The organism is Gemmatimonadales bacterium (assembly GCA_030697825.1).
Taxonomy (GTDB): Bacteria; Gemmatimonadota; Gemmatimonadetes; order Gemmatimonadales; family JACORV01; genus JACORV01.
In genome coordinates this window covers 11394-38076 of the sequence record JAUYOW010000070.1, presented here as the reverse complement: position 1 = coordinate 38076, position 26683 = coordinate 11394, and the positions used below count along the sequence as shown (strand labels likewise).

Sequence of the window (26683 nt, the reverse complement as noted above, 5' to 3'; positions counted from 1 at the left end):
CGCGTTGCCGGTCGAGGGGTTCGTGGAGGCGGAGTACGCGGGTCGTGCGGCTGTGGAGGCTTCCATGGCCAGGAACGAAAGCTCCAGCGACTTTTCGCGCTGGACGATCCACTTCTCCGCCATGCTCGGCGCGCTCGGCCTCTCGGAGGACGAATTCACATTGGCGGCCCCGGACATCATCGCCGAGCACAAGCGCAACAACCTCTGGAGCAACCCGCTGCCGGGAACGGCTGAGGCGCTGGCGTCGCTGAACCGCCTGGGGTTGGTGGTCGGGTGTGTCTCCAACGCGGACGGCACGGTGGACCGGCTGCTCGAAAGGGTGGGGCTCCTCGCCCACCTGAAGTTCGTCGTGGACAGCGGCAAAGTCGGCATCGAGAAGCCGGATGCTCGGATCTTCGAGATCGCCCTCGCTCTGGCGGGCGTCCCGGCCGGGGAGGCGGTGTACGTCGGGGACATCTACCCGGTGGACGTCGTCGGCGCGCGACGGGCCGGGCTGACCCCCGTCCTGCTCGACCCGCTGGACCGTTACGGCGGCCGCGATTGCCGTACCGCCCGGGATGTGCCCTCGTACTGCCGCGAGCTTGTTTCGCTGCTGGACGCGGCATAGGTTCCGCGCGCCATGAACGCCACGGCTCCAGCCGCTTCCGGGGAGATTTCGCTCCCGCGCCCCATCCGGGTGCTGGTCGCGAAGCCCGGGCTCGACGGGCACGACCGCGGGGCGAAGGTCGTCGCCGCCTCGCTCCGCGATGCCGGGATGGAGGTCATCTACACCGGCCTCCACCAGACGCCGGAGATGGTCGTGGCCGCGGCGGTCCAGGAGGATGTGGACGTGGTCGGCCTCTCCATCCTTTCCGGCGCGCACATGACGCTGTTCCCGCGCGTGGTGCAGCTGCTGCGCGAGGCCGGCCGAGGCGACGCGCTCATCACCGGCGGCGGCATCATCCCCAAGGAGGACATCGAAGCCCTGCACCAGCGCGGCGTGGGCCGGCTCTTCGGGCCGGGCACCGCCACCTCCGAGCTCATCGCCTACATCCGGTCCTGGGCGCGGGAGCACCTGAGACCGTAGTGTCCGAAAAGAAAAGCCGGCTCAAGACCCTCACCGACGAATACCGGGCGCTCGCCGATCGGCTGCGCCAGGGCGGCGGCCCCGACAAGATCAAGAAACAGCACGACGCCGGGAAGCTGACCGCGCGGGAACGCATCGCGCTCCTCTGCGACAAGGATGCTCCCTGGCTCGAGGTAGGGCTGCTGGTGGCGTATGACCAGTACGACGGCCAGGCGCCCGGCGCCGGCGTCGTCACCGGACTCTGCGTCGCGGCGGGGCGGGAGATCGTCGTCGTTGCCAACGACGCGACGGTGAAGGCCGGCTCCTGGTGGCCCGAGACGATCAGGAAGATCCTGCGGGCGCAGGAGATCGCGATGCGCCAGCGGATCCCCATCGTCTACTTGGTGGACTCCGCGGGTGTGAACCTCCCCTATCAGGGCGGCGTCTTCCCGGGCCAGTACGGCGCGGGCCGGATCTTCTACTACAACTCGCTCATGCGCCGCTACCTCAAGGTGCCGCAGCTCGCCGCGGTCATGGGACCGTGCATCGCGGGCGGCGCGTACCTGCCCGCGCTGTCCGACGTCATCGTCATGGTGGACGGCACCAGCTTCATGGGCCTCGGGGGCCCGAACCTGGTGAAGGGCGCGACGGGCCAGGTGGTGGACAGCGAGTCGCTGGGCGGCGCCCGCATGCACACCAGCGCGAGCGCGGTCGCGCACTACCTGGCCGCGGACGACCAGGCCTGCCTGGAGTTGCTGCGCGAGCAGATAGCGCGCCTCCCCAAACCGGCCGTGAGCCGCCAGCCGTCCAAGCGAAAGACCCGGGCGCCGAAGCGGCCTCCTACCGACCTGTACGCGGCGCTTCCCTCCGACCATCGCATGTCCTACGACGTGCACGACGTGCTCGCCTGCATCCTCGACGAAGGGAAGTTCGACGAGTTCCAGCCGGACCTCGCGAAGGAGATGCTCTGCGGGCATGCCGCCATCGAGGGTCACACGGTGGCGCTGATCGCCAACCGGCGCGGGCTGGTGAAGACGCCGGGCGGCGGGCCGGCGCGGTTCGGCGGCATCATCTACACGGAGAGCGCGGAGAAGGTCGCCTACTTCATCGAGAACGCGAACCGTGAGGGTATCCCCATCCTCTTCGTGCAAGACGTCTCGGGCTTCATGGTGGGTCCCGAGGCCGAGACATCCGGCATCATCCGGGCCGGCGCTGCGTTCGTCGAGGCGATGGCGACCGCGGCCGTCCCCAAGATCGTGCTCACCGTGAATCACGCCTCCGGCGCGGGTTATTACGCCATGGCGGGCCAGGGCTTCGATCCTGACTTCATCTTTTCGCTGCCGACGGGGAGGATGGGAGTGATGGAAGGCGAGTCGGCGGTCGGGGCGGTGTACGGACCGGAGCTCGAGAAGGCGCAGCAGGCCGGCGGCCCCACACCCAAGCTGACCGAGCAGGTGGAGGCGATGCGCGCCGACTACGAGCACCAGCTCGATGCGAAGTACGCCGGCGCGCGCGGGTACGTGGACGCGATCCTCACTCCCGAGGAAGCGCGCGACATGCTTGCCTTCACCCTCGACGTCTGCTCCAATTTCTCCGGGCCGCACCTCGGCCCCTACGTGCTACCCTCATCGATAGTCTAGGCGCCCCGATGTCGCTTCTTGATAGCCTCACGCTCGCAGCCGTTCTTCCGCTCACGCTCGCGGCCTGCGCGCGCACCGTCCGCGAGACCGCGCCCGAGGCGCCAGTGGCCGCGGCCCCCGCGCCCGTCCCGACCGCCGAGACCACGACCTCGCCGCCGCCGGAGCGGCGGCCCGTGGCGCCGCCCATGTTGGCGCAGCAGCTCGGCCTCATGCCGCTCGCGTCGGCCGGCGTGACCGAGTTCCGGCAGCTTCATCCCACCTACGACGGACGCGGCGTCCTCATCGCCATCCTCGACAGCGGCACCGATCCCGGCGTCCCCGGCCTCCAGACCACGACGCTCGGCGAGCGGAAGATCCTCGACCTACGCGACTTCTCCGGCGAGGGACGGGTGACGCTCGCACCGGTACGCGCCGACGCCATGGGCCGTATCGCCGTCGAGGGCGGAATCACGCTCCTGGGCGCGGGCGCGGTGAGCGCCGTTGCGACGGATTCGGCGTGGTACGGCGGGTTGCTGAGCGAGCTGCCCTTCGGAAGCAGGCCGGAGGCCGACTTCAACGGCAACGGCTCGAACCGGGACCGCTTCGGAGTCGTGGTGGTGCGCGGAGCGTCCGGTTGGCTGGCTTTCGTGGACACCAACGGCGACGGCTCGCTGAGCGACGAGACCGCGGTGGCGGATTACCTCGTGCGCGCCGAAACGTTCACCTTCTCCTCCCGCTTCGCGCCCCGCGGCCGCGGCCCGATCACCGCGGCGCTGAACCTCACGGAAGAGGGCGGCCGGCCCGTGCTGACGTTCTTCCTCGACACGTCGAGCCACGGCACCCACACCGCCGGGATCGCCGCGGCACACGACATGTACGGGGTGCGCGGCTTCGACGGCGTGGCGCCCGGCGCCCGCATCATCGCGCTCAAGATCGCGAACAACGCGCGGGGAGGCGTCACCACCAACGGGTCCATGCTCCGCGCGATGGAGTACGCGGTAGGGTTCGCGGAGGAGCGCCGGCTCCCGCTGGTGATGAACGTGTCGTTCGGAATCGGGAACGAGGGCGAGCCGCACGCCGTGATGGACTCGATCGTGAACGCGTTTCTCATCGCCCACCCCAACGTCGTCTTCGCGATCGCCGCCGGGAACGACGGGCCCGGCACGTCCACGATGGGGCTGCCCGGCTCGGCGGAGCTGGCGCTCACGAGCGGCGCCGTCTACCCCGGCGCGTTCGCGATGGCCCAGTTCAACGCCGCCAGCCCCGACATCCTCGGTTGGTGGGGCGCGCGGGGTGGTGAGCTGGCCAAGCCGGACATCGTGACGCCCGGGCTCGCCTACTCGACGGTCCCGCGATACAACACCGGCTCGGAGATCAAGCTCGGCACGTCTATGGCCTCGCCGTACACGGCAGGCCTCGTGGCGCTGCTGGTCTCGGCCATGGCTCAGGAAGGGCGGACCGCGTCCGCGGCGGAGCTGACGCAGGCGCTGCGCGCCACCGCGCGACGGTTCGCCGGCGAGAGCGTGATCGATCAGGGCGCCGGTGTGCCTCGCGTCGAGGCGGCCTACCAGTGGCTCCGGGCCGGGCACGCGGTCGTGCGCTATCGCGTCCAGGCGCTCCCGCCCGCGCGTGAAGCGACGCCTGGGCGTCCCATCCAGATGGCCCGGAGCAGCGACGGCGATGTCGGCCCGGCGCGCGAAGCCGTCAGGCCCACGGCGGCCTATCGGCGCAACGGACTGGCGGCGGCGGCGGATACGGCGCAGCGGTTCCGGGTGAGCCGACTGCCGGGACGGACGGGCCCACGTACCGAAGGGTACCGGCTGTACTCGGACGCGGCGTGGCTCCGGCCCGCTCAGCCAACGGTCACGGTGGATTCGATCACGGGATCGGCCGTCGTCGAAGTGCGCTACGATGCTTCGCGGATCACGCGCGCCGGAAGGTACGTCGGCACCGTGTACGGCATTTCCGAGGCCGACACGGCAGCCGGCCAGGTGTTCGTCCTGGCGAACACGGTCATCGTGACCGACTCCGTGATGGGCCGGGTCATGTCGGTCGGGGGGCGGAAGCTCACGGCGGGTTCGGCCGCGCGGTACTACCTCACCGTGCCGCCGGGCGCATCGGGGCTGTCGTTGCGCCTCTCGCTTCGGGACACTGCGGCGCCCGGCTCCTTCTTCCTGTTCGAGCCGAGCGGCCGCCCCGCACGCGGCGAGGACCGCGCGGACGTCGGACGCGAGGACGGCTCCCGCGCGACGCTCAGGGTGATCGCGAACGACATCGTTCCGGGCGTGTGGGAAGCGGTGGTGCAGGCTCTGCCCGCGCGCGACGTGACCTTCGATCTCCAGGCGGCCATTCCCGCAGTACGCATCGCGGCGGTGGATTCGACGTCGGGGACACCGGGCATCGTGTTCGCTTCCTCCGCTGCACAGGAGACTACGCTCACGGTCACCGCCGAGCACGTGGGAGCCCTGACCGCGTGGGTGGTGGAGGTGGAACGGGGCGAGACCTACCGGCGCGAGTTCGAGGCGCCCGCGTGGGCCACGAAGATGATCGTCGAAGCGCAGCTGACCCCGGAAACGTGGAACCAGGTGACCGACTTCGTCATCACCGTCTTCGATCGCGAGGGCGCGCAGCTCGGCAACGGGGCGATGAACTACGACTACCATCGGGTGGGAGCGGATCTCCCCGCCCGGCGGAATGAGCCTTTCCGAGTGGCAGTCGAGCTGTTCCCGGGCTTCGCGATGCGCCAAGCGCCGGCGCGGGTGGACGTGAAGGTGCGGGTGACGTTCGTGGGCGCGCCGCGCCCGGCGCTCCAGGGCGACGCGACGATGCGCATCCCGGCGGGCGGCACGACAGACCTGCGCGTCAACCGGAACGGTGCGTACGAGATCGGGCCGGGCTGGGTCCCGCTGGTGCGGGTCCGCGCCTCCGCCCGCGCCGACGACTGGGTCGTGCTCGAGAGCACCTTCCCCATGCTCCCGCGGTAGCTAGAAGCCATGACGCGCACCATCCGCATCGCGTCCGGCCAGGGCTTCTGGGGTGACTGGCTGGAGGCCCCGGTGCGTCAGGTCGAGGGCGGGCCCATCGACTACCTGATGATGGACTACCTCGCCGAAGTGACGATGTCCATCATGCAGAAGCAAAAGGAACGCGACCCCAGGATGGGGTACGCGCGCGACGTGGTGCCGTTGCTCGCGCGGATCCTCCCCAAGGTGGTGGAGCGCAACATCCGCGTGACGACGAACGCCGGCGGCGTGAACCCCGCGGGGTGCGCCGAGGCGATCCTCGAGAGCGCGCGCAAGCTTGGCCTCGCGGGCAAGCTCAGGGTCGGCGTCGTCAGCGGCGACGACATCCTCGGCCGGCTCGACGACTTTCTCGCGCGCGGCATCGGGCTGCATCACATGGACACGGGCCGGCCATTGGCCGAGGTCCGCGACAAGGTGCTGTCGGCCAACGCGTACCTCGGCGCCTGGCCGGTGGCCGAGGCGCTGAAACAGGGCGCGCACGTCGTCATCACCGGGCGCGTCACCGACACCGGCCTCACCCTCGCGCCGATGATCCACGAGTTCGGCTGGAAGCGCGATGCCTGGAACCTCATGGCCGCGGGCACGATCGCCGGGCACATCCTCGAGTGCGGCGCCCAGTGTTCGGGCGGCAACTACCTCGCCGGCTGGCCGGCGACCCCCAATCTCGAAGACATCGGCTATCCGATCGTCGACGCGCACCCGGATGGCACATTCGAGATCACCAAGCACCCGGGCACCGGCGGCGCGATTACCGTGGCGAGCGTCGCCGAGCAGCTGGTCTACGAGATGGGCGACCCCCGCGCCTACATCACGCCGGACTGCGTCGCCGACTTCACGAGCATCCGCCTGGAGCAGGCGGGGCACGACCGGGTGCGCGTGTCCGGCATCGAAGGCCGTCCGGAGACCGACCTGCTCAAGGTCTCGATCGCCTACCGGCACGGCTACAAGGCGGTTGGCACGCTCGTGTACGCCTGGCCCGACGCCTACGCCAAGGCGCGGGAGGCCGACCGCGTGCTCCGGGCGCGGCTCGACCGGCTCGGCCTGAAGTTCGAGGGGCGGCTGACCGAGTTCGTGGGCGTCAACGCCACGCACGGGCTGCTCGCGGGCGAGCCCTCGCCCGACATCGCCGAGGTGCAACTGCGCTTCGGCGTGCGCGCCGAGCACAAGGGTCCGGTCGAGCGGTTCACGCGCGAGCTGGCGCCGCTCATCCTGAACGGCCCGCCGAGCGTGACGGGCTTCGCGGGCGGCCGGCCCAAGGTGGAGGAGATCGTCGCGTACTGGCCGGCGCTCGTGCCCAAGGGCGAGATTCGTCCGGAAGTCCGGGTTTTCACAGCGTGACGTCCAAGTGAAGCGGCGCCTGGTCGAGCTGGCCCACGCCCGCAGCGGCGACAAGGGCGACACCGCCAACGTCGGCGTCATCGCGCTCAAGCCGGAGTACTATCCGGTGCTGGTGCGGGAGCTGACGGTGGAGCGCGTCACGCGGCACTTCGCGGGGATGCTCACCGGCGGGGTCGAGCGCTTCGAGCTGCCTAACCTGCACGCGCTCAACTTTCTCCTCCACGGCGCGCTGGGCGGCGGCGGGACCATCTCCCTCAAGACCGACGCGCAGGGGAAGACTTTGAGTACGGCGCTGCTAAGGATGGAGATCGAAACGGAATGACGGGGGCACAGGGGCACGGAGGCACAGGGGCACAGGAGAAGCGGGTCCTCATGGACCGCGCCAGCGGCGTAGCCACGCTGACGCTGAACCGTCCTGACAAGAAGAACGCCATCGACCGCCGCATGATCGCCGAGCTGAAGACGGCGATCGAGACGGTGGACCTCGCGGCGGACGTGCGTATCGTGGCGATCCGCGGGGCGGGGAAGGATTTCTGCGCCGGCCTCGACCTCAACGAGCTGCTCGAGTCCGCGGACCTCACCCTCGCTGAGAACGAGCAGCGCGCCTGGGACCTGGGCGAGGTCTTCGTCAGGCTGAGACAGATGCCCAAGGTCGTCGTTGCGGTAGTGGAGGGGCGGTGCCTCGCCGGCGGCTGCGGGCTCGCCACCGCGTGCGACCTCGTCTTCGCGAAGGCCGGCGCGCAGTTCGGCTACCCGGAGATCAATCGCGGGTTCGTGCCCGCCATGGTGATGACCATGCTGCGGCGCCTGGTCGGCGAGAAGGTCGCGTTCGACCTCGCGGCGACGGGACGCCTCGTGGACGCGGCGGAGGCTGAGCGGGTGGGGATCGTGTCCCGCGTCTTTCCCGCCGACGGGTTCGACGCGGAGGTCGAGCGACAACTCGGCCAGCTCGCCGCGCTCTCCGCCACGGCGCTGGCTCTCACCAAGCAACAGTTCTACCAGCTCGACGGTCTGAGCCTCGTGGACGGCATCAAGCTCGGCGCCAAGGTGAATGCAGTAGCGCGCGGGACGCCCGATTTCAGGAGCGCGATCGCGTCGTTTCTCAAGAAGTGAGCGGCTCGACCCTCGCCAAGTACGCGCTGGCCCTCGCCGGGCTGGCGCTCGTCCTGTTCGCGGACCAGACCGGGAAGAAGTGGTTGGGATACCCGGGCCTGGGGCTGATTCTGTCCGCTTTCCTCGTCCGCTTCCTCCAGCGCCGGAAGTCCGCGGGCTGAAACCCGCCGCACTCAGGCCGCGGGTACCGCCTTGTGGCCGTAGCAGAGGATGCCCCCGCGCCCCTCCATCCGGATCCGCCTGAACTCGAGCGCGACGGCCATCCCGGGCGTCACGGTCGCCGGATCGCAGTCCACCACCTGGACCATCAGGCGCGCCTTCTCGGGCGTCTCGACGATCGCCATGGCGTACGGGGCCTGCATCGCGAGGTCCTCGGGCGCCACGTGGACCACGGTGGACGTGACGACGGTGCCGTGGAGCGACAGGGCGCTCCGCTCGAAATCCGTGCCGCGGCATCCCGGACAGATCCGGCGGGCCGGGAAGATGTGCGTTCCGCAGCCGCGGCAGCGCTGGGCCTCAAGCCGGTAGCGCGTCGGGATCTCCCGCCAGTATCTCGGACTCGGCATGGTCAGGCCCCCTCGAGGATGTGGACGACCGAGCTGGCGCCCGAGCCACCCATGTTCTGCGCGAGACCGATGCGGGCATCGGCAACCTGGCGCTCGCCCGCCTCGCCGCGCAGCTGCTCGAAGATCTCGATCGCTTGCGCGATACCGGTGGCGCCTACCGGGTGCCCTTTCGCCTTGAGACCGCCGCTGGTGTTGACGGGGATGCGGCCACCCAGCGCGGTGAGCCCCTCCCGAGCTGCCACCCGGCCGCATCCCCGTTCGGCGAAGCCCAGCGCCTCGATGCAGCAGATTTCCGCGATGGTGAAGCAGTCGTGCACCTCGGCGACGTGGATGTCGTCGGGTCCCAGGCCCGCCATCGTGTACGCCCGCTCGGCCGACAGCGCCACGGCGTCCAGAACGGCCGGGTTCTTCCGCTCTGCCAGCGCCATCGGCGCCGTGGCCAGGGCGCTGGCCCGGATCCGCACCGGCCGGTCCGTGTAGCGCTTGGCCTGGTCCAGCGGGCACAGCAGCACGGCGGCCGCGCCGTCGCTCACGGGCGAGCAGTGGAGCAGCCGCAGCGGCTCCGCCACCATCGTCGAGGCCATCACCTCCTCCAGCTTCACCTCACGGCGGAACTGCGCCTTCGGATTCAGCGCGCCGTGGCGGTGGTTCTTGACCGCGACCCAGGACAGGTCTTCCTCGGTGGTGCCGTACGCCTCCATGTGGGCGCGGGCGATCATCGCGTAGAGGCCCGGGAAGGTGATCCCGTGATAGACCTCGGTCTCCTGGTCCGCGGCGCTCGCGAGCACGGCCGTCACGTCCGCGCCGTCGGTCATCTTCTCGACGCCGGCCGCGAGCACGAGATCGCACGCGCCGGAGGCGACCTCGAGGAACGCCACGTGCAGGGCCGCGCCCCCCGAGGCGCATGCGGACTCCACGCGGATGGCCGGCGTGCCGGCCATCCCGAGGTGGTCGGCCATGAGTGGCCCGAGATGCTCCTGGCCCACGAACTGGCCCCCGGACATGTTGCCCACGACGATCGCGTCCACCCGGTCGATGTGGGCGCCCGCGATCGCTTCCGCCGCGGCCTCCACGAACAGGTCGCGGAGGCTCGAGCGCCACAGCTCGCCGAACCTGGTCATGCCCGCCGCGACAATCGCCACTTCGCGCATCGTCTCCTCCTCAGGAGCGCTGGACGCCCTCTATTCGTTCAGGATGATCTTGTCGCGGACCTTCGCGTACTGGCCGTAGGTCAGGTAGCGCCGCGGCCCATCGAGCATCGAGCGCACCGTCGGGGCGCGGCCGCGGCGCTCGGCCAGCGCCGGCTTCGCCTCCAGCACGAACGAGTCGCTCGCCGCGCCGGAGCCGAACGACGTGATCAGGATCAGATCGCCGGGATCGGCCACGTCGAGAATCGCCGCGAGGCCGGTCGGCGACGAGCCCGAGTACGTGTTGCCCATCGTGGGGACGAGGTACCCGGTCTCCAGCTGCTTCCGGGTGAAGCCGAGCGTCTGACCCACGGAAAGCGGGAACTTCCCGTTCGGCATGTGGAACACGGCGAAGCGGAAGTCGGCGGGCTTGAGGCCGGTCCGCTCAAGGATGGCCCGCGTCGCCGCCGTCACGTGCTTGAAGTACGCCGGCTCGCCGGTGAAGCGCCCGCCGTGCCGCGGGTAGAACTCGCCTTCGCGCCGCCAGAAGTCCGGTGTGTCCGTCGTGTAGCTGTACGTCGCGCGGACGTCGGCCATGAGGTCGCTCTTCCCGAAGAGGTAGGCGGCCCCGCCCGCCGAGGCGGAGAACTCGAGCGCGTCGTTCGGCGCGCCCTGCGAGGTGTCCGCCCCGATCGCGAGCGCGTACTCGACGCGACCCGACTCCACGAGCCCGAGCGCGACGAACATCGCCTCGGTCCCGGCCTTGCAGGCGAACTCGAAGTCGGCCACGTGGAGCTCGGGACCGATGCCGAGCGCTTCGGCCACGACGGTGCCGCTGGGCTTCACCGCGTAGGGGTGCGACTCCGAGCCGATGTACAGCGCGCCCACCCGGCCGGGGGCGACGCCAGCGCGCGCGAGCGCCGCGCGTCCCGCCGCGACCGAGATGGTGATGGTGTCCTCGTCCTGCCCGGGGACCGATTTCTCCTCGAGGAGTAACCCGCGCCGGATGGACTCGGGCTCCTTCCCCCACTGCCGGGCGATCTCGTCGGTCGTGATGCGGTTGCGCGGAACGAACGCGCCGTACCCCACGATGCCAGCCATCTGCCCCTCCGAGGAATCGTCCTGCCCGTGAGCCGACCCACTTCAGCATGCGTAACCGCGCGCCGCGGCGCAAGGAAGGCTCCCACGGCGCGTGGCGCACGCCGCCGAAGTAGACCGCGAAGGAAAGCGCCGCACCCGCTCGATTTTGCCACCGTGATACCGCCCTCTCTCCATAAGTTGTCGGCCGATGACCGCGCCGGCGTGGCACATGGAGCGGGCGACGGAGATGTTGCGGTCGCGGTTCGGGTACCCGGCCTTCCGTACCGGCCAGTTCCGCGCGGTGCGCGCCTGCGGCATCCGGGGGCCCGCGGCGCCCACAAAACGAATGGCCGCCGAGGTGCTCGCGCGCTGGCTCGGCCTCGACCTGTACCGGATCGACCTATCGGCGGTCGTGCCCAAGTACATCGGCGAGACCGAGAAGAACCTCCTCCGAATCTTCGCTGCGGCCGAGGACAGCGACGCGATGTCGCCGCCTTCATTCTCCGCTTCGCTCAGCATAGAAAAGCCACGCAACGCAAGGATTCGCCACCATCTTTCTAGGTTGACCTTGTAGCTTGGTCGGCCATGACGGTGCTCGCGTGGCAAATGGAGCGCGCGACCGAGGTCCTGCGGTCGCGTTTCGGGTACCCGGCCTTTCGAACCGGGCAGTTCCGCGCCGTGCGAGCGGCGCTGGCCGGACGCAGCGCGCTGGTGGTTCTCCCGACCGGCGGCGGCAAGTCCATCTGCTACCAGGTGCCGGCGCTGGTGCTGGACGGACTCACCGTGGTCGTCTCTCCGCTCATCTCGCTCATGCAGGACCAGGTGCAGGCGGCGCTCGGGCGCGGGATCAGTGCCGCCGCGCTCACCAGCGCCATGACGCCGGCCGAGCGCCAAAGCGTTCTACAGGACGTCGCCGGCGGCGGGCTGAAGCTGCTCTACGTCGCGCCCGAGCGCCTCGCGACCGGTCGCCTCATCGGCCTCCTGAGGGCGGTTCGGGTGAGCCTGCTGGCGGTTGACGAGGCGCACTGCGTCTCGGAGTGGGGCCACGACTTCCGCCCGGCCTACCGGCGGCTCGGCATCGCGCGGCTCGCGCTGGGCCGGCCACCCACGCTCGCGCTCACGGCGACGGCCACCCGCGCAGTCCGCGACGACATCATCGACACGCTTCGGCTCGGCACGGTCGAACGGATCGTGGGGTCGTTCGATCGCCCCAACCTCTACTTCAGCGTCGTGAAGGTGCGGGACGACGCCGAGCGTCGCCGGCGGCTGCTCGCGCACCTGAAGCCGCACCGGGGGGCTGCCATCGTGTACGTGCCCACGCGGTCCGGTGCCGAGAAGTGGTCGCGGGCCCTGCTCAACGCCGGAGTGGTCGCGGCGCCATATCACGCCGGCCTCGAGCATTCGGTGCGGCGGAGCATCCAACATGAGTTCCTGACCGGCCACCTGGACTGCGTCGTCGCCACGTCGGCCTTCGGGATGGGCATCGACAAGCCGGACGTCCGTCGCGTCGTCCACCTTGGTCTCTCCACCAGTCTCGAGGCGTACTACCAGGAAGCGGGTCGGGCCGGCAGGGACGGGAGGCGAGCGCGCTGCGAAGTGTTGTGGACCAGGGGCGACCTCGCGCTGCAGCGACGGATCGTGCCCGACACCCGGAAGCTGGATCCGCTGATCCGCTATGTGATGGCCTTCCCGTGCCGGCGCGAACTGCTCCTGGCGCACTTCGGCGAGGCCGTGAAGCGCTGCCGCGGCTGCGACCGGTGCGCCCGGTGGCGCCTCCTCAGGCTGAGGAGCATGCGCCCGGTATAGCCGGATGCTGAGGCCGCAGGCTAGATTCCTCGGATGGACGACGCCCTCTTCTTCAACCAGCACCACCTCGAAGTGCGCGAGATGGTGCGTGATTTCGCCCGGAACGAGATCGCTCCCGTCGCCCGCGAGCACGATGCGACCTCGGAGTTCCCCTGGGCGACGGTCAAGAAGATGGCCGACCTCGGCTTGCTCGGCGTGCCGTGGCCCGAGGAGCTGGGCGGCGCCGGCATGGACTACCTCTCTTACATCACTACGGTCCACGAGCTGGCCAAGGTGGACGCGTCGCACGGCCTCACCGTATCCGCCCATACCACCCTCGGCACGTCGCCCATCATGGACTTCGGCACCGATGCGCAGAAGCGGCGGTACGTGCCGCTGCTCGCCGCGGGCAAGGTCTTGGGCGGGTTCGGACTCACCGAGCCCGGCGCGGGTTCTGACGCGGGCGGCACCGCCACGACGGCGGTGGACCAGGGCGACCACTACCTCCTCAACGGTTCCAAGATCTTCATCACCCACGCCGGCGTCGGCGAGATCTTCGTGTGCACGGCGCGTACGACTCCCGGCAAGACGAATCGGGGGATCACCGCGTTCATCGTCACCAAGGAAACGGTGGACCAGGCCGCCGCGGCCAAGCATGGCATGGGCCACGAGCCATCCCTCACCTGGACGCCAGGGGTGAGGGCGGGGAAGAAGGAAGACAAAATGGGCTGGCGGGCCAGCGACACCCGCGAGCTGTACTTCGAGGACGCCGTCGTGCCGAAGGAGAACCTCCTCGGCGCGGTCGGCGAGGGATTCGTCCAGTTCCTCAAGACCCTGGACTCGGGGCGCATCGGCATCGCCGCCCTGTCCCTCGGCATCGCCGAGGGGGCGTATGAGGAGGCGCTCAAGTACACCAGCGTCAGAAAGCAGTTCGGAAGGCCGGTCGCCAGCTTCCAGGGCGTGAGTTTCGCCCTCGCGGACATGGCGATGGAGATCGAGGCAGGGAAGCTCCTCACTTACCATGCCGCCTGGCTCAAGCAGAACGACCGGCCGCACAAGAAGGAGGCAGCCATGGCCAAGCTGTACTGCTCCGAGCTGGCCATGCGCACCACCATCAAGGCTGTCCAACTCCACGGTGGGTACGGATACACGACCGAGTACCCGGTCGAGCGGATGATGCGGGACGCCAAGGTGTGCGAGATCGGGGAGGGGACCAGCGAGATCCAGCGGCTCGTCATCGCCCGCCAGATTCTGGGGAATCTGCTTCAGGATTGACTAACTTCAATGCCAGCATTATTTTAGCTATCGACATGGGACTTTACTGTGAGCGAGTCATGAGGGGTGAGTGGTACGGAGGTCACCCTGACGCACCGCTCGGGATACATGGCCGGCCCCGGTCCCTGGGGGTCCGGCCTCTCATCTTTGTGGCGGGCATGCGGCACGCGGGCGGAGGCTCTCCGTCCCGGGTGGCTGGCGGGTCCGTCGGAGACTTTTCAGTTGAAACGCGAGATTCTGATCAACGGCGCCCCGCGCGAGACGCGCGTGGCGATCCTCGAGGACGACACCCTAGTTGAGCTGCTGGTCGATCGTCCCGATGCCCGCCGCTCGGTGGGCGACATCTACCTCGGCAAGGTCGATGCGGTCCTGCCCGGCATCCAGGCAGCCTTCGTTGACATAGGACACGAGAAGAGCGCCTTCCTGCACGCTTCGGACCTCGTCGAGCCCGACGAGGATGAAGACGAGGACGCTGAGGAGGTGGATCCTCGAGAAGAGCAGAACGGCGAAGGCAAGCCGGAGAACGGCGAGAAGGGCAACGGCGGCCGGGGCAACGGCGGCGAGGGCCGACGCGGCAAGCTCCCGCCCATCCAGGACATCGTCAAGCGCGGCGAGACCATGCTGGTCCAGGTCTCCAAGGAGCCCATCGGCACCAAGGGCCCGCGCGTCACCCGGCAGATCTCCATTCCCGGTCGGTTCCTCGTCTACATGCCGTACGCCTCCAAGGTGGGGGTGAGCCGCAAGATCGAGTCGCGCGAGGAGCGGGCACGGCTGCGGCAAATGGTCACGAACATCCTGCCCCAGGAATCGGGCGGCGTCATCGTCCGGACAGTGGGCGAGGAGCTGACCGAGGACCACTTCAAGCGCGAGCTGGACTCACTGCTCAAGCTTTGGAAGAAGATCACCAAGAAGGCGACGTTCGTGCGCGCGCCGGCGCTGGTGCAGCGCGAGACCAGCCTCACGCGGGGCATCATCCGCGACCTCTTCTCCGCCAAGGTCGACCATCTCGCGGTGGACTCGAAGGAGCTCCACACCGAGATCCTGAACTACCTCGACCAAGTGGGGCCGGAGCTCAAGGAGCGGGTCGAGTTCCACGGCGCGTCCACCCCGCTGTTCGACAAGCACGACATCGAGAGCGAGATCCGGGACCTCTTCAAGCGCCGGGTGGACCTGCCGTCCGGCGGACACATCCTGATCGAGCACACCGAGGCGCTGGTCTCCATCGACGTCAACACCGGGCGCTACACCGGCAAGAAGGACCCCGAGAAGACCATCCTCAAGACCAACGTCGATGCGGCGCGGGAGATCGCGCGGCAGCTGCGGCTCCGCGACATCGGCGGGATCATAGTGTGCGACTTCATCGACATGGAGACGCGCGGCAACCGCGAGCGGGTGCTCCAGGAGCTGCGGCAGGTCCTGGCGCGCGACCGGGCCCGGACCCGGGCTTTCGCGGTCTCGGACCTCGGCCTCATCGAGATGACGCGGCAGCGGGTGCGGCCGTCGCTCTACCAGAGCATGACCCAGGCCTGCCCGACGTGCGCGGGCTCGGGGCGCGTCTTCCTGCCTGAGACCGTGGTGCGGCGGCTGGAGCGGTCGCTCAAGCGGGCGTCGGCGGAGAACCGCGACAAACGCATGACCGTGCGACTGCATCCCGAGGTGGCGCTGTACCTGTTGGAGGAGGAGCCGCACTTCCTCAAGACGCTCATCAAGCAGACCGGGATCGACCTCGAGGTCCGGGACGACCCGATGATGAAGCTGGACGAGTTCAAGCTGATGAGCCAGCCGGCGGGCCGGGACGTGACCGAGGCGTATCTGGTGGCGTGAGGGGAGCGGGGAGCGGGGAGCGGTACCTCCCGGTGCCAGTCGCGGCACACGAGCGCTGCGACGGGTCACCCAAGGTACCGCTCCCCCCAAAGGTACCGCTCCCCGCCGTTGACCCCAGCCGCATCTGTGGGTAGTTTTACAGGCTATGTACGCGATCTTCAGGACAGCCGGCAAACAGTTCAGGGCGGAACCGGGGCGCACCGTGCGCATTCCTTCGGTTACCGCCGAGCCGGGCACCAAGCTGACGTTCGCCGAAGTGCTCCTCGGCTCCGATGGCTCCACCGTAAAGGCCGGCGTGCCGGTCATCGCGGGCGCCAAAGTGACCGCCGAGATCGTCCGTCACGGCAAGGACAAGAAGATAGTGGTGTTCAAGTACAAGCGGCGGAAGGGCTACGCGCGCAAGCAGGGCCACCGGCAGGGCTTCACGGAAGTACGGATTGAGTCGGTCGAGCTGGGTTGAGGCACCCAAGGTACCGCTCCCCGCTCCCCATAGCGCAGGGTAACGGCACATGGCTCACAAGAAGGGCGTAGGCAGTAGCCGCAACGGTCGCGACTCGGGACCGCAGTACCTGGGCGTGAAACGTTATGGCGGCGAGCAGGTGGGAGCGGGCAACATCATCGTGCGGCAGCGTGGCACCAACATCCATGCCGGCCAGAACGTCGGCAAGGGCGTGGACCACACCTTGTTCGCACTGGTTGACGGCGTGGTGAAGTTCGAGTGGCAGTCGAAGAACCGGCGGCAGGTGAGCGTTTATCCGGCCGCGTAGAACATAAGGGGCCGCTACGGCGGCTTCCGGATGTGCAGAACATAAGGCTCTCGCGAAAGCGGGGGCCGTTTTGTTCTGGGGGGTGAGAGGGGGAGAGCGTGCAACCCGCAGCCTTTCCCAGCCGTAGGGTGTTAGAGGAGGGAACACCATGAGCATCTTCGACCGTCTCACCTCCGGTCTCGACACTCTCGGCCGGAAAGCCAACCAGGCCCTCGACGAGGGGAAGGTGCGCGTGGACCTGGTGCGAATCCGGCGCCGGAAGGACAACGCCGCGCGCGACCTCGGCTACCTCGTGTATCGCCAGACCAAGGGCGCCACCCCCGCGGAGGGGGAAGTGGAAGGCCTGACGCGGCGCATCGCCGAGGCGGAGGCGGAGATCGAGCGGCTGGAAGCCCGCGTCAGAGGGGTCCGCACCGACCCGAAGCTAGCTGCCGAAACGCCTCCAGCGGAGACGACGCCCGGGGCGACGTCGGAGGCGGAGCCACCCCCGAACCCCTAACTCCTACACCATCCTGCAGCCCCTCCCGGGTCCGCGCATGCGTTCCTACCAGCGAGGCGGCAGGGTCCGGTAGCGCTCCAGCAGCTCGGTCTGGCGGCTGGTGAGCGGGATCTCGCGGCCGCGGATGAAGACGTGCTCCACTCCGGTCGAGAACTCGAACGGATCCCCCGACCACACCACGACGTTGGCCACCCGTCCCGGCTGGAGCGAGCCGTAGCGGTCGCTCATGCCGAAGATCTCCGCGGGCGCGAGGGTGACGGCATAGAGGGCGGACTCGTATGGAAGGCCGTACGACACCGCGGTGCCGGCCTCCTGCTTGATGAGGCGCACGTTGTGCGTCGTGCCGTCGCCGTAGCCTCCGGTCACGATCGCGATCCTGACCCCGGCCGCCGCCAGCCGCGCCGCGTTCTCGTACCGCGCGCCGAGCTGGTTGAAGCTGGGGATGTTGGCGATCGGTTCGACCAGGACCGGCACGCCGGCCCGCGCGATCTCGTCCGCGATCTCCCAACCCTCGGTGGCGCCGGCCAACACGATCCGCAGGCCGAACTCCCGCGCCACGCGCATCGCGTTGCGGATGTCGAAGACCCGATGCGCGGTGACGACCAGCGGCATTCGGCCGGCCAGCACCGGCTGGAGCGCCTCGAGGTCGGCCTGCGAGGCCGCCAGATCGCGCATCTGCCGCCGCTCGAAGTCGGCGCGGCGCGAGGCGTAGGCGCGGGCGTCGCCGAGGATCCGGCGCAGCCGGGCCAGCGTGCCAGCGCGCGCTCCCGAGCCGGCCTCCTTCGAGGTCTCGTCGAGCGTGACGTGCATCGCGACCGGGCTCCCCGCGATCATCTGGTCGATCGTCTCGCCCGCCAGGTCCACGAACACGCTCTGCCCGGCCAGGAACGGCCCGCTCGGCACGACCAGGGCGCTGGTGATGCCCTCCACCCGGTTGACGGGGATGAGCACGGACGCCGGGTTGATGCCCTCGGCCACGTTGAAGCTCGCGGCCACCGGGCCCTGAACGCCCAGCTCCTGCGTCAGGGTCCCCAGCGGGATCTCGACCAGGCCGATCTGCGTGTTGGCGTCGATGAGCCCCGGCGTCACGATCTTCCCGCGCGCGTCGATGCGCCGGGCGCCCTCGGGGATCACCACGTTCGCCCCGACCGCCACGATCATGCTGTCGCGGATCAGAACCGTGCCGTTCTCGATCGGCGGGCCGAAGACCGGGATGACGCGGCCGCCGGTGATGGCGATGACCTGGGCGGAAAGGGCGGAAGGGCGGAACGGCGCAACGGCGGACATCAAGGTGAGCAGCAGGAGCCGCCCAAGCGTACCTGCCCACTTGAACCTGCCGACCGCTGCAACTCTGCAACTCTGCAACTCTCCCTGCCGACCGATCACCGATCCCTCCCGGCGGCAGGCACATTCCCCAGCTCGAAATCCGTCCTCCACCACGTCGCCGCATCGTTCCGGTCGTACATCAGCGCGCCGTCCACGTAGACGAGCTCCGCCCGCGCGTATACCGAGAACGGATCGCCGTTCCAGACCACCACGTCGGCGTTCTTGCCCACCTCCAGCGTGCCGATCACGGAATCCAGCCCGATCACCCACGCCGGATTCGCGGTGACCCAGCGGAGCGCCTGGTCGCGCGTGATCGAGATGCCGGCCCGTCGCCCGGACCACATCGCCTTCGCCGCCTCCTGGTTGAGGCGCTGGATCCCGCGCTCGTCGTCGGAGTGGATGACGGCGCGCGCTCCAGCCTGGGTGATCAGGGCCGCGTTCTGCTGCACTCCGTCGAACGCTTCCATCTTGAAGCCCCACCAGTCCGCCCACACCGAGGAGGCGACATTCTCGCGCGCCAGCACGTCGGCGATCTTGTACGCCTCGACCGCGTGGTGGAACGAGCGGATGTGGAACCCGAATTCGCGTCCCAGGTCCATCATCTGCGCCATCTCGTCGGCGCGGTAGCAGTGGTTCTGGACCAGGATCCGGCCGCGGAGCACGCCGGCGAGGGTCTCGAGCTGGAGGTCGCGCTCAGGGGGGTCGCCGGTGCGATCGCGGTTCCACGCGTCCCAGCGGCGCCGGTACCGTTCCGCGGCGATGAAGGCCGAGCGGTAGCCGGCCATGTTCCCCATGCGCGTGGAGGGCGCACTGTTTCGGCGGCCGTAGACGCGCTTCGGGTTCTCGCCGCACGCCATCTTCACCCCATACGGCGCGCCGGGGAACTTCATGTCCTGCACCGTCCGGCCGGGGACCACGTGCATGGTGACGCTGCGGCCGCCGATGAGGTTCGCGGAGCCGGGCAGCACCTGGATCGTGGTGACGCCGCCGGCCTGGGCGAGTGGCAGCTGAGGGTCCTGCGGCCAGAACGAGTGTTCCGCCCACACCTGCGCGGTGTTGGGGTTCGTGGACTCGTTGCCGTTGTCCTCGGCGGCCGTCCCCGGCGCCGCATGCACGCCGAGGTGCGAATGGGTGTCGATGAGTCCCGGCGTCACGAACTTGCCGGTGCCGTCCACGACGATCGCGCCCGCCGGGGCCGGCAGGTCCGCTCCCACCGCGCTGATCCTTCCGTCTTGCAGGAGGATGGAGCCGCGCTCGATCTCGACTCCCGTCGCGGTGAGGATCGTGGCATTGCGGATGAGCACCGGCGGCGACGGCCGCGGGCGGTAGGTGGACGGGTACTGTTCCCGGTCGAACGACAAGGTGTCGCGATACGGCTGAGGGCCCTGCGCCGGCGGCTGCCTTGGCGCCCGCACCGCGGCGGCCGCGGCGGTCGTCGCCGTGGCGACGGCGGGCACCGGCGCCGGCTGCGGCGCTCCTGCCGCGCGCGCGCAAGCGGTCAGCAGGAGCGCCATTCCTGTCACCTGCAGCCTGCCAACCGCTGCAACCCTGCAACTCTGCAACTCTGCCTTCACACTAGTTTCTTCCTGTCAACTCGAACACGACCGGTGGCCCGACGAGTTCCAGCTTCACGTGCGCGTACGGCGCCTCCTTCGGCACGAAGAACACCACCGGTATCTGCCCCCCGTTCACTTCCACCCGCCAGCAAGCGAAGGTCCCGGCGGGCGTCGTGACGGACTCCTCGCCGCTCACGCTCACCGCCATCGTCCGGACCGTGTTCTCGGCGCCGTCGAAGGCCGCGAAGGTCCAGCGGCCGCCGGCCGCGAGGGGCAGGGCGGTGATCAACAGGCCAAGCTGATCGTTGTCAACGGTGCCGGCGGCGAGTGTCGTGTCCACCGTGACGTCGCGGGCGGCGCCGCCGGGTCTCGGCGTGTGGCCCTGGCCCCTCACGTGCATCCCGTCGTAGTCCAGACTGAGCGACGTCGCCTGGCCCTGCACCGTGCCGCCCTGCCGGACCCGTAGCGGTGCGAGGGTCGCGGCGTCCATCGCGGTCGTGTCGCTCTGGTTGATGATCGGGCCAAGGTTGGAGGCGGTGATCACGCGCAGTACCGGCCGGCCTCCTTCAGTCGCCTGGGAGATGGAACGCGTCTGCTGGCCGAACGGGTTGCCCTGCAGGAGGACCCGGTACGTCACCGTCCCGGGCTCGATTCGCTCGCGCGCCCACGCCACGCCGTCGGCGCGAGGCGTGAGGTCCGCCTCGGTCATCGGCCGGCCCTCGACGTCCACGATGCGGACCGGAAGGCCCTGCGCCTTGAGGCCGTTCAAGATGCTCGGTCCGTCGCCCACTACGACGATCACCATCCTGTCGGTCGTGAGGTGCCGGCGAGCCGCGGCCTGGATCTGGGCGGCGGTCACGGCGGCCAGCCGCTCGCGGTAGCGGATCACGTAGTCGTCCGGCAGGCCTAGGAGCCGCGCGCTCGCCACCGCGCCGGCGATCTCCTCCGGCGTCTCAATGCTGAGAGGGAAGCGGCCCACGAGGTAGTTCTTCGCCCCCGTGATCTCGCTGTCGGGCGGCGTCTCGGTGCGGATGCGGTTCAGCTGGTGGAGCAGCTCGGCCAGCGAGCTGTCGGTCACGGGCGTACGGACCTCGGCGGTGGCGGCGAAGCGGCCGATGCCGCGCGGGCGTGTGAAGCCCGAATAGGCGCCGTACGTCCAGCCTTTCTGCTCGCGCAGGATCATGAACAGCCGCGCGTCGGCGCCGCCGCCCAGGACGCGGTTCATGACCGTGAGCGCGTAGAACGTCGGGTCACGCGGCGTGATGAAGGGAAAGCCCGCGACGATGTTCGACTGCACCGCGCCGGGCTTGTGCACCAACACGATCTCCGTGGCGGCGCGTACGGGGACCGCGGGCTCCGCCGCGGCCGGCGCCGGAGCGCCTTGCCAGGTTCCGAGGGCTTCGGAGGCCAGCCGGCGCACCGCGGCCGGCTGCACGTCGCCGGCCACCACCAGGAGCGCGCCCGCGGGCTTCACCCGCTCGTTGAAGAAGCGCACGATGTCGTCCCGGGTGATGGCCCGGAGCGAAGCCTGCGTCTCGCTGCGGCCGTACGGGTGCTCGCCGTAGACCTCGCGGTCGAATATGCGTTGCGCGATCGCCGCCGGTTGGGAGAGCGTGAGCTGGAGGGTGGACAGCGCCTGCGTCCGGGCGAGGTCCACCTCGGTGGCGGGGAAGTTGGCGTGCGCCACCACGTCGGCGAGCACGTTCATCGCCTGCGGGAGGTTCGCGGTCAGGGTCGAGACCGTGATGGACAGGAAGTCGTTGCCCGCGCCGGCGCCGATCCCGCCACCCGCGCCCTCGACCTCGGCGGCGATCTGGTCGGCGGTGCGGCTTTCGGTTCCCTTGGTGAGCAGCGTGGCGACCATGCCCGCCAGGCCGCTCCGGTCGGCGGGCTCGTACCGTCCGCCGGCGGGCACGGCGAGGGACACGGTGACCACCGGCTGCTCGTGGTTCTCGACCACGACGAGGCTCACGCCATTGGCCAGGCGCGCGTTGACGAACGGCGGGAAGCGCACTGGGCGCAGCGCCGTCGGGGCCGGAGGCGTGGTCGGGACCTGCGCGGCGGCCACGGACGGCACTGCCATCATGGCTGCGGCGGCCAGGGCGATTCCAGGAGCGCGCATCAGTTGCTCCCTCCCCGGTTAGCCGGCGGGTTCACGACGACGGTGAGCCGGTTCTCCGGCATCAGGTAGCGCTGCGCCACGCGGCGCAGGTCGGCGACGGTCACGGCCATGTAGCGATCGGTCTCCGTGTTGGCAGCCTCGAGGCTGCCCTGGAAGCGCAGCGCGCCTTGGAGCGTCTCGGCGACGCCCATGGTGCTCTGGCGCGAGCGGATGGCTCCGGCGCGGTACTGGTTGCGCGCCTTGGCCAACTCGGCCTCGGCGATCGAGTCGCTGCGCAACCGGTCCACCTCCTCGTTCAGCTGGACCTCGACGCGCGAGGCCTCGACGCCCTGGTTGGCGATGCCGAATAGGAGCAGTACGCCCGGCCCGCGTCGCAGGTTGGCGAAGCCGGCGGAAGCGAGGGCCGAGCGCTCGCTGCGCACCAGCCGCCGGTTGAGGCGGGACGACTCGCCGCCACCCAAGATGGTGGTCAGCAGGTCGAGCGCGGGGGCGTCGGCGTCGGACCGCGGCGGCACCTTGTAGACGAGCACGACCGCCGGGAGGTTGGCGTTGTTGTCGGTCGCGTCCACGCGGCGGGTACCGGTACCGTAGCGCGTCTCGCACCGCACGTCCGCAATGTCGGCCTGGCGCGGGATGTCGCCGTAGTACTGCTCGACCAGCCGTCGAGCCTGGGCCGCATCGAAGTCGCCCACGATCGTCAGCACAGCGTTGTTGGGGGCATAGTTGGCGCGGAAGAATTCCTGCACGTCCTCGACCCGGGCCGAGTCGAGGTCGCTCATGTCGCCGATCACCGTGTGCGCATAGGCGAAGCAGCCCGTCGAGTCGAACGGCACTGTGAGGGCCTCCAGGAGTACCCGTTGGTACGGCTGGTTGTCCACCCGAAGCCGGCGCTCCTCCTTCACCGCCTGGCGCTGGTTCTCGAAGTTCTCCTGCGTGATGGCCAGCGAGCGCATCCGGTCCGCCTCGAGCCACAGGCCGAGGTTGAGCCGGTTGGAGGGCAGTGTCTCGAAGTAGTTGGTGCGGTCTTCATTGGTCGAGCCGTTCATCTCGCCGCCGGCGCGCTCGACCAGCTGGAAGTGCTCGGCCTTCCGCACGTTGGCTGACCCCTGGAACATCATGTGCTCGAAGAGATGCGCGAAGCCGGACCGCCGCACCCGCTCGTTCGCGCTCCCCACGTGGTACCAGACGTTCACCGTCACGATGGGGGTCGAGCGATCCTCCGACAGCACCACGCGCAGCCCGTTGGGCAGCGTGTACGTCTCGAACGGGATGCGCCCGGCGTTCTGGGCACTCAGTCCCTGGAGCGGAAGGGCAGCCAGGAGGCAGGCCAGTCCTGTCGCCTGCAAGCTGCGAACCGCTGCAACTCTGCAACCCTGCCCACTACTGATCACCGTAGTCTCCTTACTGTGGGAACACCTTCAGCGGATTGGTGCACGTTACCGCCGTCTTGACGTCCGGCGACAACGCCAGGCTCATGAACTGATCGAGGTTGGTCTTCAGATCGCGCACTCCGGGGCTCGGCCAGTCCGTCCCCCACAGCACGCGATCCGCGATCTCGCCGAGGCGGGGAAAGTACTCCGTGATCTTGAGCGGCGGAATGCCCGACACGTCCAGGTACACGTTCCGGTGACGCCTCAGAATGAAAAACGCTTCGTCCATCCAGAGTGGCCGGCCGCCGTGCGCCATGATGATGGTGAGGTCGGGGAAGTCTATGGCGACGTCGTCGAGCTCCATCGGGTTGCCGTACTTGTTGCGCGCCCCGGGGAAGATGCTGGTGCCGGTATGGATCATCACCGGCAAGCCGCGGTCCTCGCAGCGCCGGTAGATAGCGCCCAGCGTCTGCATCCCCTGGGTGTGCGCGTTGGCCGGGAAGAGCTGGTGCGACGGGTGGATCTTGAGGCATCGGATGCCCAGCTCCAGCAGCTCGTCCACCTGGGCATTGATGTCGCCGGCGAAGCGGGGGTGGACGCCGCCGTACGGCAGCAGCCGCTCCGGCGCTGCCTCGGCGTAGCGCGCCGCGAAGGTGTTGGTCTCGTCGGTGAAGCCCATCAGGTCGGGACTCGGGTAGTTCACCATCCCCACCCGCCAGATCCCCGACTTGTCCATGATGTCGAGCAGGAGTTTCGGGTCGTCCATGAGCGCGAGGAGGAACTCCCAGTGGTCCTCCTTGCCCCGCCGCATGGCCTCCATGACGGCGGGCTTCATCTGCCGCCACGGCTGGATGTGGACGTGGACGTCGGTGACGCCCGCGGCTTCAGGGCTGCTCACTCTCCGGTGAATCGCGGCTGACGTTTCTCCAGGAAGGCTTTCAGCCCCTCCTGCATGTCCTTCGACGAGAACACCACGCTGGCCAGGCTCTGCTCGTGGCGGATCCCGTCGTCGAGCGGGGCGCGCACGCTGGCGCGCGCCGCCTCCTTGATCATGGCGAGGGCCACCGCGCTCTTCGACGCGATCATCTGGGCCAGGGTCATGGTGCGCGGGCGCAGCTGCTCGGGCGGCACCACGAGGTCCACCAGGCCCATCCGTAGGGCGTCCGACGAGTCGAGGATCGCGCCGGTATACATCATCCACAGCGCCTTGCCCAGGCCGACCAGGCGGGGGAGCCGCTGCGTGGCGCCGCCGCCCGGGATCATCCCGAGGTTGATCTCCGGCTGTCCGAACTTCGCGTCCTCGCTCGCGATCCGGATGTCGCACGCCATCGCCAGCTCGTTCCCGGTGCCGAGGCAGTAGCCGTTGATCATGGCGATGAGCGGCTTCGGGAACCCGTCGGCGACCTCGATCGCGGAGGGCTGCTGGAGCAGCCGGCCCAGCATGTCCACCGGCGATTGTCCCACGAACTCGCGCACGTCCGCGCCGGAGACGAAGGCCTTCCCGGTGCCGGTGAGTACCACGACCCGCACCGCCTCGTCCCGCTTCATCGCCTCGAATGCGGCCAGCAACTGGTCGTGCGTAGGCGCGTCCAGCGCGTTCCGCTTGTCGGGACGGCTGATGGTGATGATGCCGATCCCGCCCTGGCGCTCGGTCAGGACGTGAGGTGGTTCTTTCATGGCTCCGTCCAGGTGTAGAATCCCTGCCCGGTCTTCTGGCCGAGCTTTCCTTCGGCCACCAGGCGCGCGAGGATGGCCGGCGGGGCGTAGTGGTCGGACCGCAGCGTTTGGTGGAGGTACCGCGCGATGGCCAGGCGCACATCGAGCCCCACGAGGTCGGTCAGGCGCAGCGGCCCCATCGGATGGTTGTAGCCCAAGGTCATCGCGCGGTCAATGTCCTCCGCGCCGGCGACCCCCTCCTCCAGCATCCTCATCGCCTCCAGGCCGAGGACCACGCCGAGTCGGCTGGAGGCGAAGCCGGGCGAGTCCTTCACCACGATCGGCTCCTTGCCCATGCGGCGCGCCACGGCTACCGCGGCGTCGCGGGTAGCGTCGGCGGTGCCCGGGTGCGTCACCACCTCGACCAGTTTCATCAGGTGCACGGGATTGAAGAAGTGCATGCCGACCACTCGCTCCGGGTGGGAGACCGCTCCGGCGATGGCGGCAACGGAGAGCGAGCTGGTGTTGGTCGCGAGAATGGAGGGAGGAGGGAGGATCTTCTCCAGCCGGCTGAACAGCTCCCGCTTCAGCTCCAGCTCCTCGGGGATAGCTTCGATGACGAGGTCGGCGCCTCGGGCGGCGGTCTCGACGTCGTCCGATGCGGTGAGCCGGGCCAGGGCGGCCTCGCGCGACTCGGCCGTGCCTTTGCCGCGCTCGAGCGCGCCGTCCAGGTTGTTGCGGATGCGCTCGAAGCCGCGCGCGGCTGCTCCCGGGACGGAGTCGGCCAGCCGCACGGCGTAGCCCGCCTGGGCGGCGACCTGCGCGATGCCGTGCCCCATCGTGCCGGCGCCGACGACCGTGACCGCTCGTATTGGGCTCACCGGGGCAGGGAATCTACCGCGGCTCGGCCCCGGTCGGGATAGCCGGTGCAGAGGCCGTCCACCCCCAGGGCGAGCTGGCGCTGCATCGCCGCCGGCCCGTCCACGGTCCAGACGTAGATCGTCATGCCCGCGGCGTGAACGGACTCGACCAGCGCCTGGTCCACCTGCTCCCAGTGCTGCCACAGTATGGTGGCGTCGGCGTCCTCCAGGACGCGGATGGGCCAGATGGGGTAGGACGACGACAGGAGTCCGCGCCTGAGGTGAGGCCGGCGCTCGCCGAGCCGGTGCATTATTCGGTGGTCGAAGCCGTGCACCGCCACTTTTTGCGGCGCGGGCGCCGCGTCGAGGATCGCGAAGAGCTTCTCGTCCAGCCGGGGGCTCATCGACTTGATCTCGACGAACGCGCTCAGGTGCGGATGAATGACCGCGAGCGCCTCGTCGAGCGTGGGCACCGGCTCGCCGTTCTTCAGCGGCTGCGCGCGGACTTCCTTGAGCGAGCAGTGGGCGATGTGGTGCGGGCCGATCATCTCGTCGTGGTGGACGACGAGGGCGCCGTCGGCCGTCGCGTGAACGTCCAGCTCTACGGCGTCGGCACCCAAGGTGTGTGCGGCCCGGAACGCGGCGAGGGAGTTCTCGACCTCGTACCCCGACGCCCCGCGATGCGCTATGACCAGCGGCCCGCCCATGCTTCCAACCTACCGCGCGGGGCCG

The 26683-nt window shown here is 69.4% G+C and carries 26 protein-coding genes; 15 read left to right on the top strand and 11 right to left on the bottom strand.

Annotated features, from left to right (window positions below):
* The 8 genes from Q8Q85_03585 to Q8Q85_03550 form a co-directional block, all read left to right on the top strand.
* Positions 1–607: HAD family hydrolase (locus Q8Q85_03585; protein ID MDP3773327.1), on the top strand; the 607-nt coding region annotated here is incomplete at its 5' end.
* Between the two features lie 12 nt (positions 608–619).
* Positions 620–1066 carry a cobalamin B12-binding domain-containing protein gene (locus Q8Q85_03580; protein ID MDP3773326.1) on the top strand — a complete coding sequence of 149 codons (447 nt, stop codon included), beginning with the start codon at positions 620–622 and terminating at the stop codon, positions 1064–1066.
* On the top strand, positions 1066–2685 hold the full coding sequence (locus tag Q8Q85_03575; GenBank protein MDP3773325.1) for a carboxyl transferase domain-containing protein: 1620 nt from the start codon (positions 1066–1068) through the stop codon (positions 2683–2685). The genes Q8Q85_03580 and Q8Q85_03575 overlap by 1 nt, the downstream gene beginning before the upstream one ends.
* 8 nt (positions 2686–2693) lie before the next feature.
* Entirely contained in the window at positions 2694–5648 is a 2955-nt protein-coding gene (locus Q8Q85_03570) for a S8 family serine peptidase (protein MDP3773324.1), read from the top strand.
* Positions 5649–5657: 9 nt separating this feature from the next.
* On the top strand, positions 5658–7025 hold the full coding sequence (locus Q8Q85_03565) for an acyclic terpene utilization AtuA family protein (GenBank protein ID MDP3773323.1): 1368 nt from the start codon (positions 5658–5660) through the stop codon (positions 7023–7025).
* 7 nt (positions 7026–7032) lie between these two features.
* The gene (locus Q8Q85_03560) at positions 7033–7347 is read left to right on the top strand and encodes a hypothetical protein (GenBank protein MDP3773322.1); all 315 of its coding nucleotides are present in this window, start codon (positions 7033–7035) and stop codon (positions 7345–7347) included.
* Positions 7344–8138 (top strand): enoyl-CoA hydratase/isomerase family protein, encoded by a 795-nt coding sequence (locus tag Q8Q85_03555; protein ID MDP3773321.1) that lies wholly within the window; start codon positions 7344–7346, stop codon positions 8136–8138. The genes Q8Q85_03560 and Q8Q85_03555 overlap by 4 nt, the downstream gene beginning before the upstream one ends.
* Positions 8135–8299 (top strand): hypothetical protein, encoded by a 165-nt coding sequence (locus Q8Q85_03550; protein ID MDP3773320.1) that lies wholly within the window; start codon positions 8135–8137, stop codon positions 8297–8299. The genes Q8Q85_03555 and Q8Q85_03550 overlap by 4 nt, the downstream gene beginning before the upstream one ends.
* A 12-nt stretch (positions 8300–8311) precedes the next feature.
* On the opposite strand, the gene Q8Q85_03545 is transcribed toward Q8Q85_03550, so the two are convergent.
* Genes Q8Q85_03545 through Q8Q85_03535 form a run of 3 tightly spaced genes read right to left on the bottom strand, consistent with a single transcriptional unit; the run spans position 8312 to position 10932 of the window.
* On the bottom strand, positions 8312–8704 hold the full coding sequence (locus Q8Q85_03545) for an OB-fold domain-containing protein (protein MDP3773319.1): 393 nt from the start codon (positions 8702–8704) through the stop codon (positions 8312–8314).
* 2 nt (positions 8705–8706) lie between these two features.
* A complete protein-coding gene (locus Q8Q85_03540) occupies positions 8707–9855 on the bottom strand; it encodes a thiolase domain-containing protein (protein MDP3773318.1) in 1149 nt (382 codons plus the stop codon).
* Between the two features lie 30 nt (positions 9856–9885).
* Positions 9886–10932, bottom strand: coding sequence for a hydroxymethylglutaryl-CoA synthase (locus Q8Q85_03535; GenBank protein MDP3773317.1), 1047 nt, complete (start codon positions 10930–10932; stop codon positions 9886–9888).
* A gap of 187 nt (positions 10933–11119) precedes the next feature.
* Between Q8Q85_03535 and Q8Q85_03530 the strand changes: the two genes are divergently transcribed.
* The 7 genes from Q8Q85_03530 (at position 11120) to Q8Q85_03500 (ending at position 17061) form a co-directional block, all read left to right on the top strand.
* Positions 11120–11485 carry a hypothetical protein gene (locus tag Q8Q85_03530; GenBank protein MDP3773316.1) on the top strand — a complete coding sequence of 122 codons (366 nt, stop codon included), beginning with the start codon at positions 11120–11122 and terminating at the stop codon, positions 11483–11485.
* 11 nt (positions 11486–11496) lie between these two features.
* Positions 11497–12717: an ATP-dependent DNA helicase RecQ gene (locus tag Q8Q85_03525; GenBank protein ID MDP3773315.1), complete on the top strand. Its 1221-nt coding sequence runs from the start codon at positions 11497–11499 to the stop codon at positions 12715–12717.
* Between the two features lie 33 nt (positions 12718–12750).
* Complete coding sequence (locus Q8Q85_03520; GenBank protein MDP3773314.1) at positions 12751–13971, top strand: acyl-CoA dehydrogenase; 1221 nt, start codon at positions 12751–12753, stop codon at positions 13969–13971.
* A 222-nt stretch (positions 13972–14193) separates the two neighbouring features.
* Positions 14194–15795: an Rne/Rng family ribonuclease gene (locus tag Q8Q85_03515; protein ID MDP3773313.1), complete on the top strand. Its 1602-nt coding sequence runs from the start codon at positions 14194–14196 to the stop codon at positions 15793–15795.
* Between the two features lie 145 nt (positions 15796–15940).
* Positions 15941–16255, top strand: a complete 315-nt coding sequence (gene rplU / locus Q8Q85_03510; GenBank protein MDP3773312.1) for a 50S ribosomal protein L21 — start codon at positions 15941–15943, stop codon at positions 16253–16255.
* Positions 16256–16304: 49 nt separating this feature from the next.
* Positions 16305–16562, top strand: a complete 258-nt coding sequence (rpmA, locus tag Q8Q85_03505; protein MDP3773311.1) for a 50S ribosomal protein L27 — start codon at positions 16305–16307, stop codon at positions 16560–16562.
* A 148-nt stretch (positions 16563–16710) separates the two neighbouring features.
* Positions 16711–17061 carry a hypothetical protein gene (locus tag Q8Q85_03500; protein ID MDP3773310.1) on the top strand — a complete coding sequence of 117 codons (351 nt, stop codon included), beginning with the start codon at positions 16711–16713 and terminating at the stop codon, positions 17059–17061.
* 45 nt (positions 17062–17106) lie between these two features.
* Here Q8Q85_03500 and Q8Q85_03495 read toward each other — a convergent pair whose 3' ends face one another.
* From Q8Q85_03495 to Q8Q85_03460, 8 genes are all read right to left on the bottom strand, one after another.
* Complete coding sequence (locus tag Q8Q85_03495; GenBank protein ID MDP3773309.1) at positions 17107–18447, bottom strand: amidohydrolase family protein; 1341 nt, start codon at positions 18445–18447, stop codon at positions 17107–17109.
* Positions 18444–19901: an amidohydrolase family protein gene (locus tag Q8Q85_03490; GenBank protein ID MDP3773308.1), complete on the bottom strand. Its 1458-nt coding sequence runs from the start codon at positions 19899–19901 to the stop codon at positions 18444–18446. The genes Q8Q85_03495 and Q8Q85_03490 overlap by 4 nt, the downstream gene beginning before the upstream one ends.
* A 61-nt stretch (positions 19902–19962) precedes the next feature.
* Positions 19963–22065 carry an insulinase family protein gene (locus Q8Q85_03485; protein MDP3773307.1) on the bottom strand — a complete coding sequence of 701 codons (2103 nt, stop codon included), beginning with the start codon at positions 22063–22065 and terminating at the stop codon, positions 19963–19965.
* A complete protein-coding gene (locus Q8Q85_03480) occupies positions 22065–23456 on the bottom strand; it encodes a pitrilysin family protein (GenBank protein ID MDP3773306.1) in 1392 nt (463 codons plus the stop codon). The genes Q8Q85_03485 and Q8Q85_03480 overlap by 1 nt, the downstream gene beginning before the upstream one ends.
* A 10-nt stretch (positions 23457–23466) precedes the next feature.
* Entirely contained in the window at positions 23467–24333 is an 867-nt protein-coding gene (locus Q8Q85_03475; GenBank protein ID MDP3773305.1) for an amidohydrolase family protein, read from the bottom strand.
* Positions 24330–25112: an enoyl-CoA hydratase/isomerase family protein gene (locus tag Q8Q85_03470; GenBank protein MDP3773304.1), complete on the bottom strand. Its 783-nt coding sequence runs from the start codon at positions 25110–25112 to the stop codon at positions 24330–24332. Before Q8Q85_03470 ends, Q8Q85_03475 begins: the two co-directional genes overlap by 4 nt.
* Positions 25109–25972: a 3-hydroxyacyl-CoA dehydrogenase family protein gene (locus Q8Q85_03465; protein MDP3773303.1), complete on the bottom strand. Its 864-nt coding sequence runs from the start codon at positions 25970–25972 to the stop codon at positions 25109–25111. The genes Q8Q85_03470 and Q8Q85_03465 overlap by 4 nt, the downstream gene beginning before the upstream one ends.
* Positions 25969–26658 (bottom strand): glycerophosphodiester phosphodiesterase, encoded by a 690-nt coding sequence (locus Q8Q85_03460; GenBank protein ID MDP3773302.1) that lies wholly within the window; start codon positions 26656–26658, stop codon positions 25969–25971. The genes Q8Q85_03465 and Q8Q85_03460 overlap by 4 nt, the downstream gene beginning before the upstream one ends.
* Positions 26659–26683: the final 25 nt, after the last annotated feature.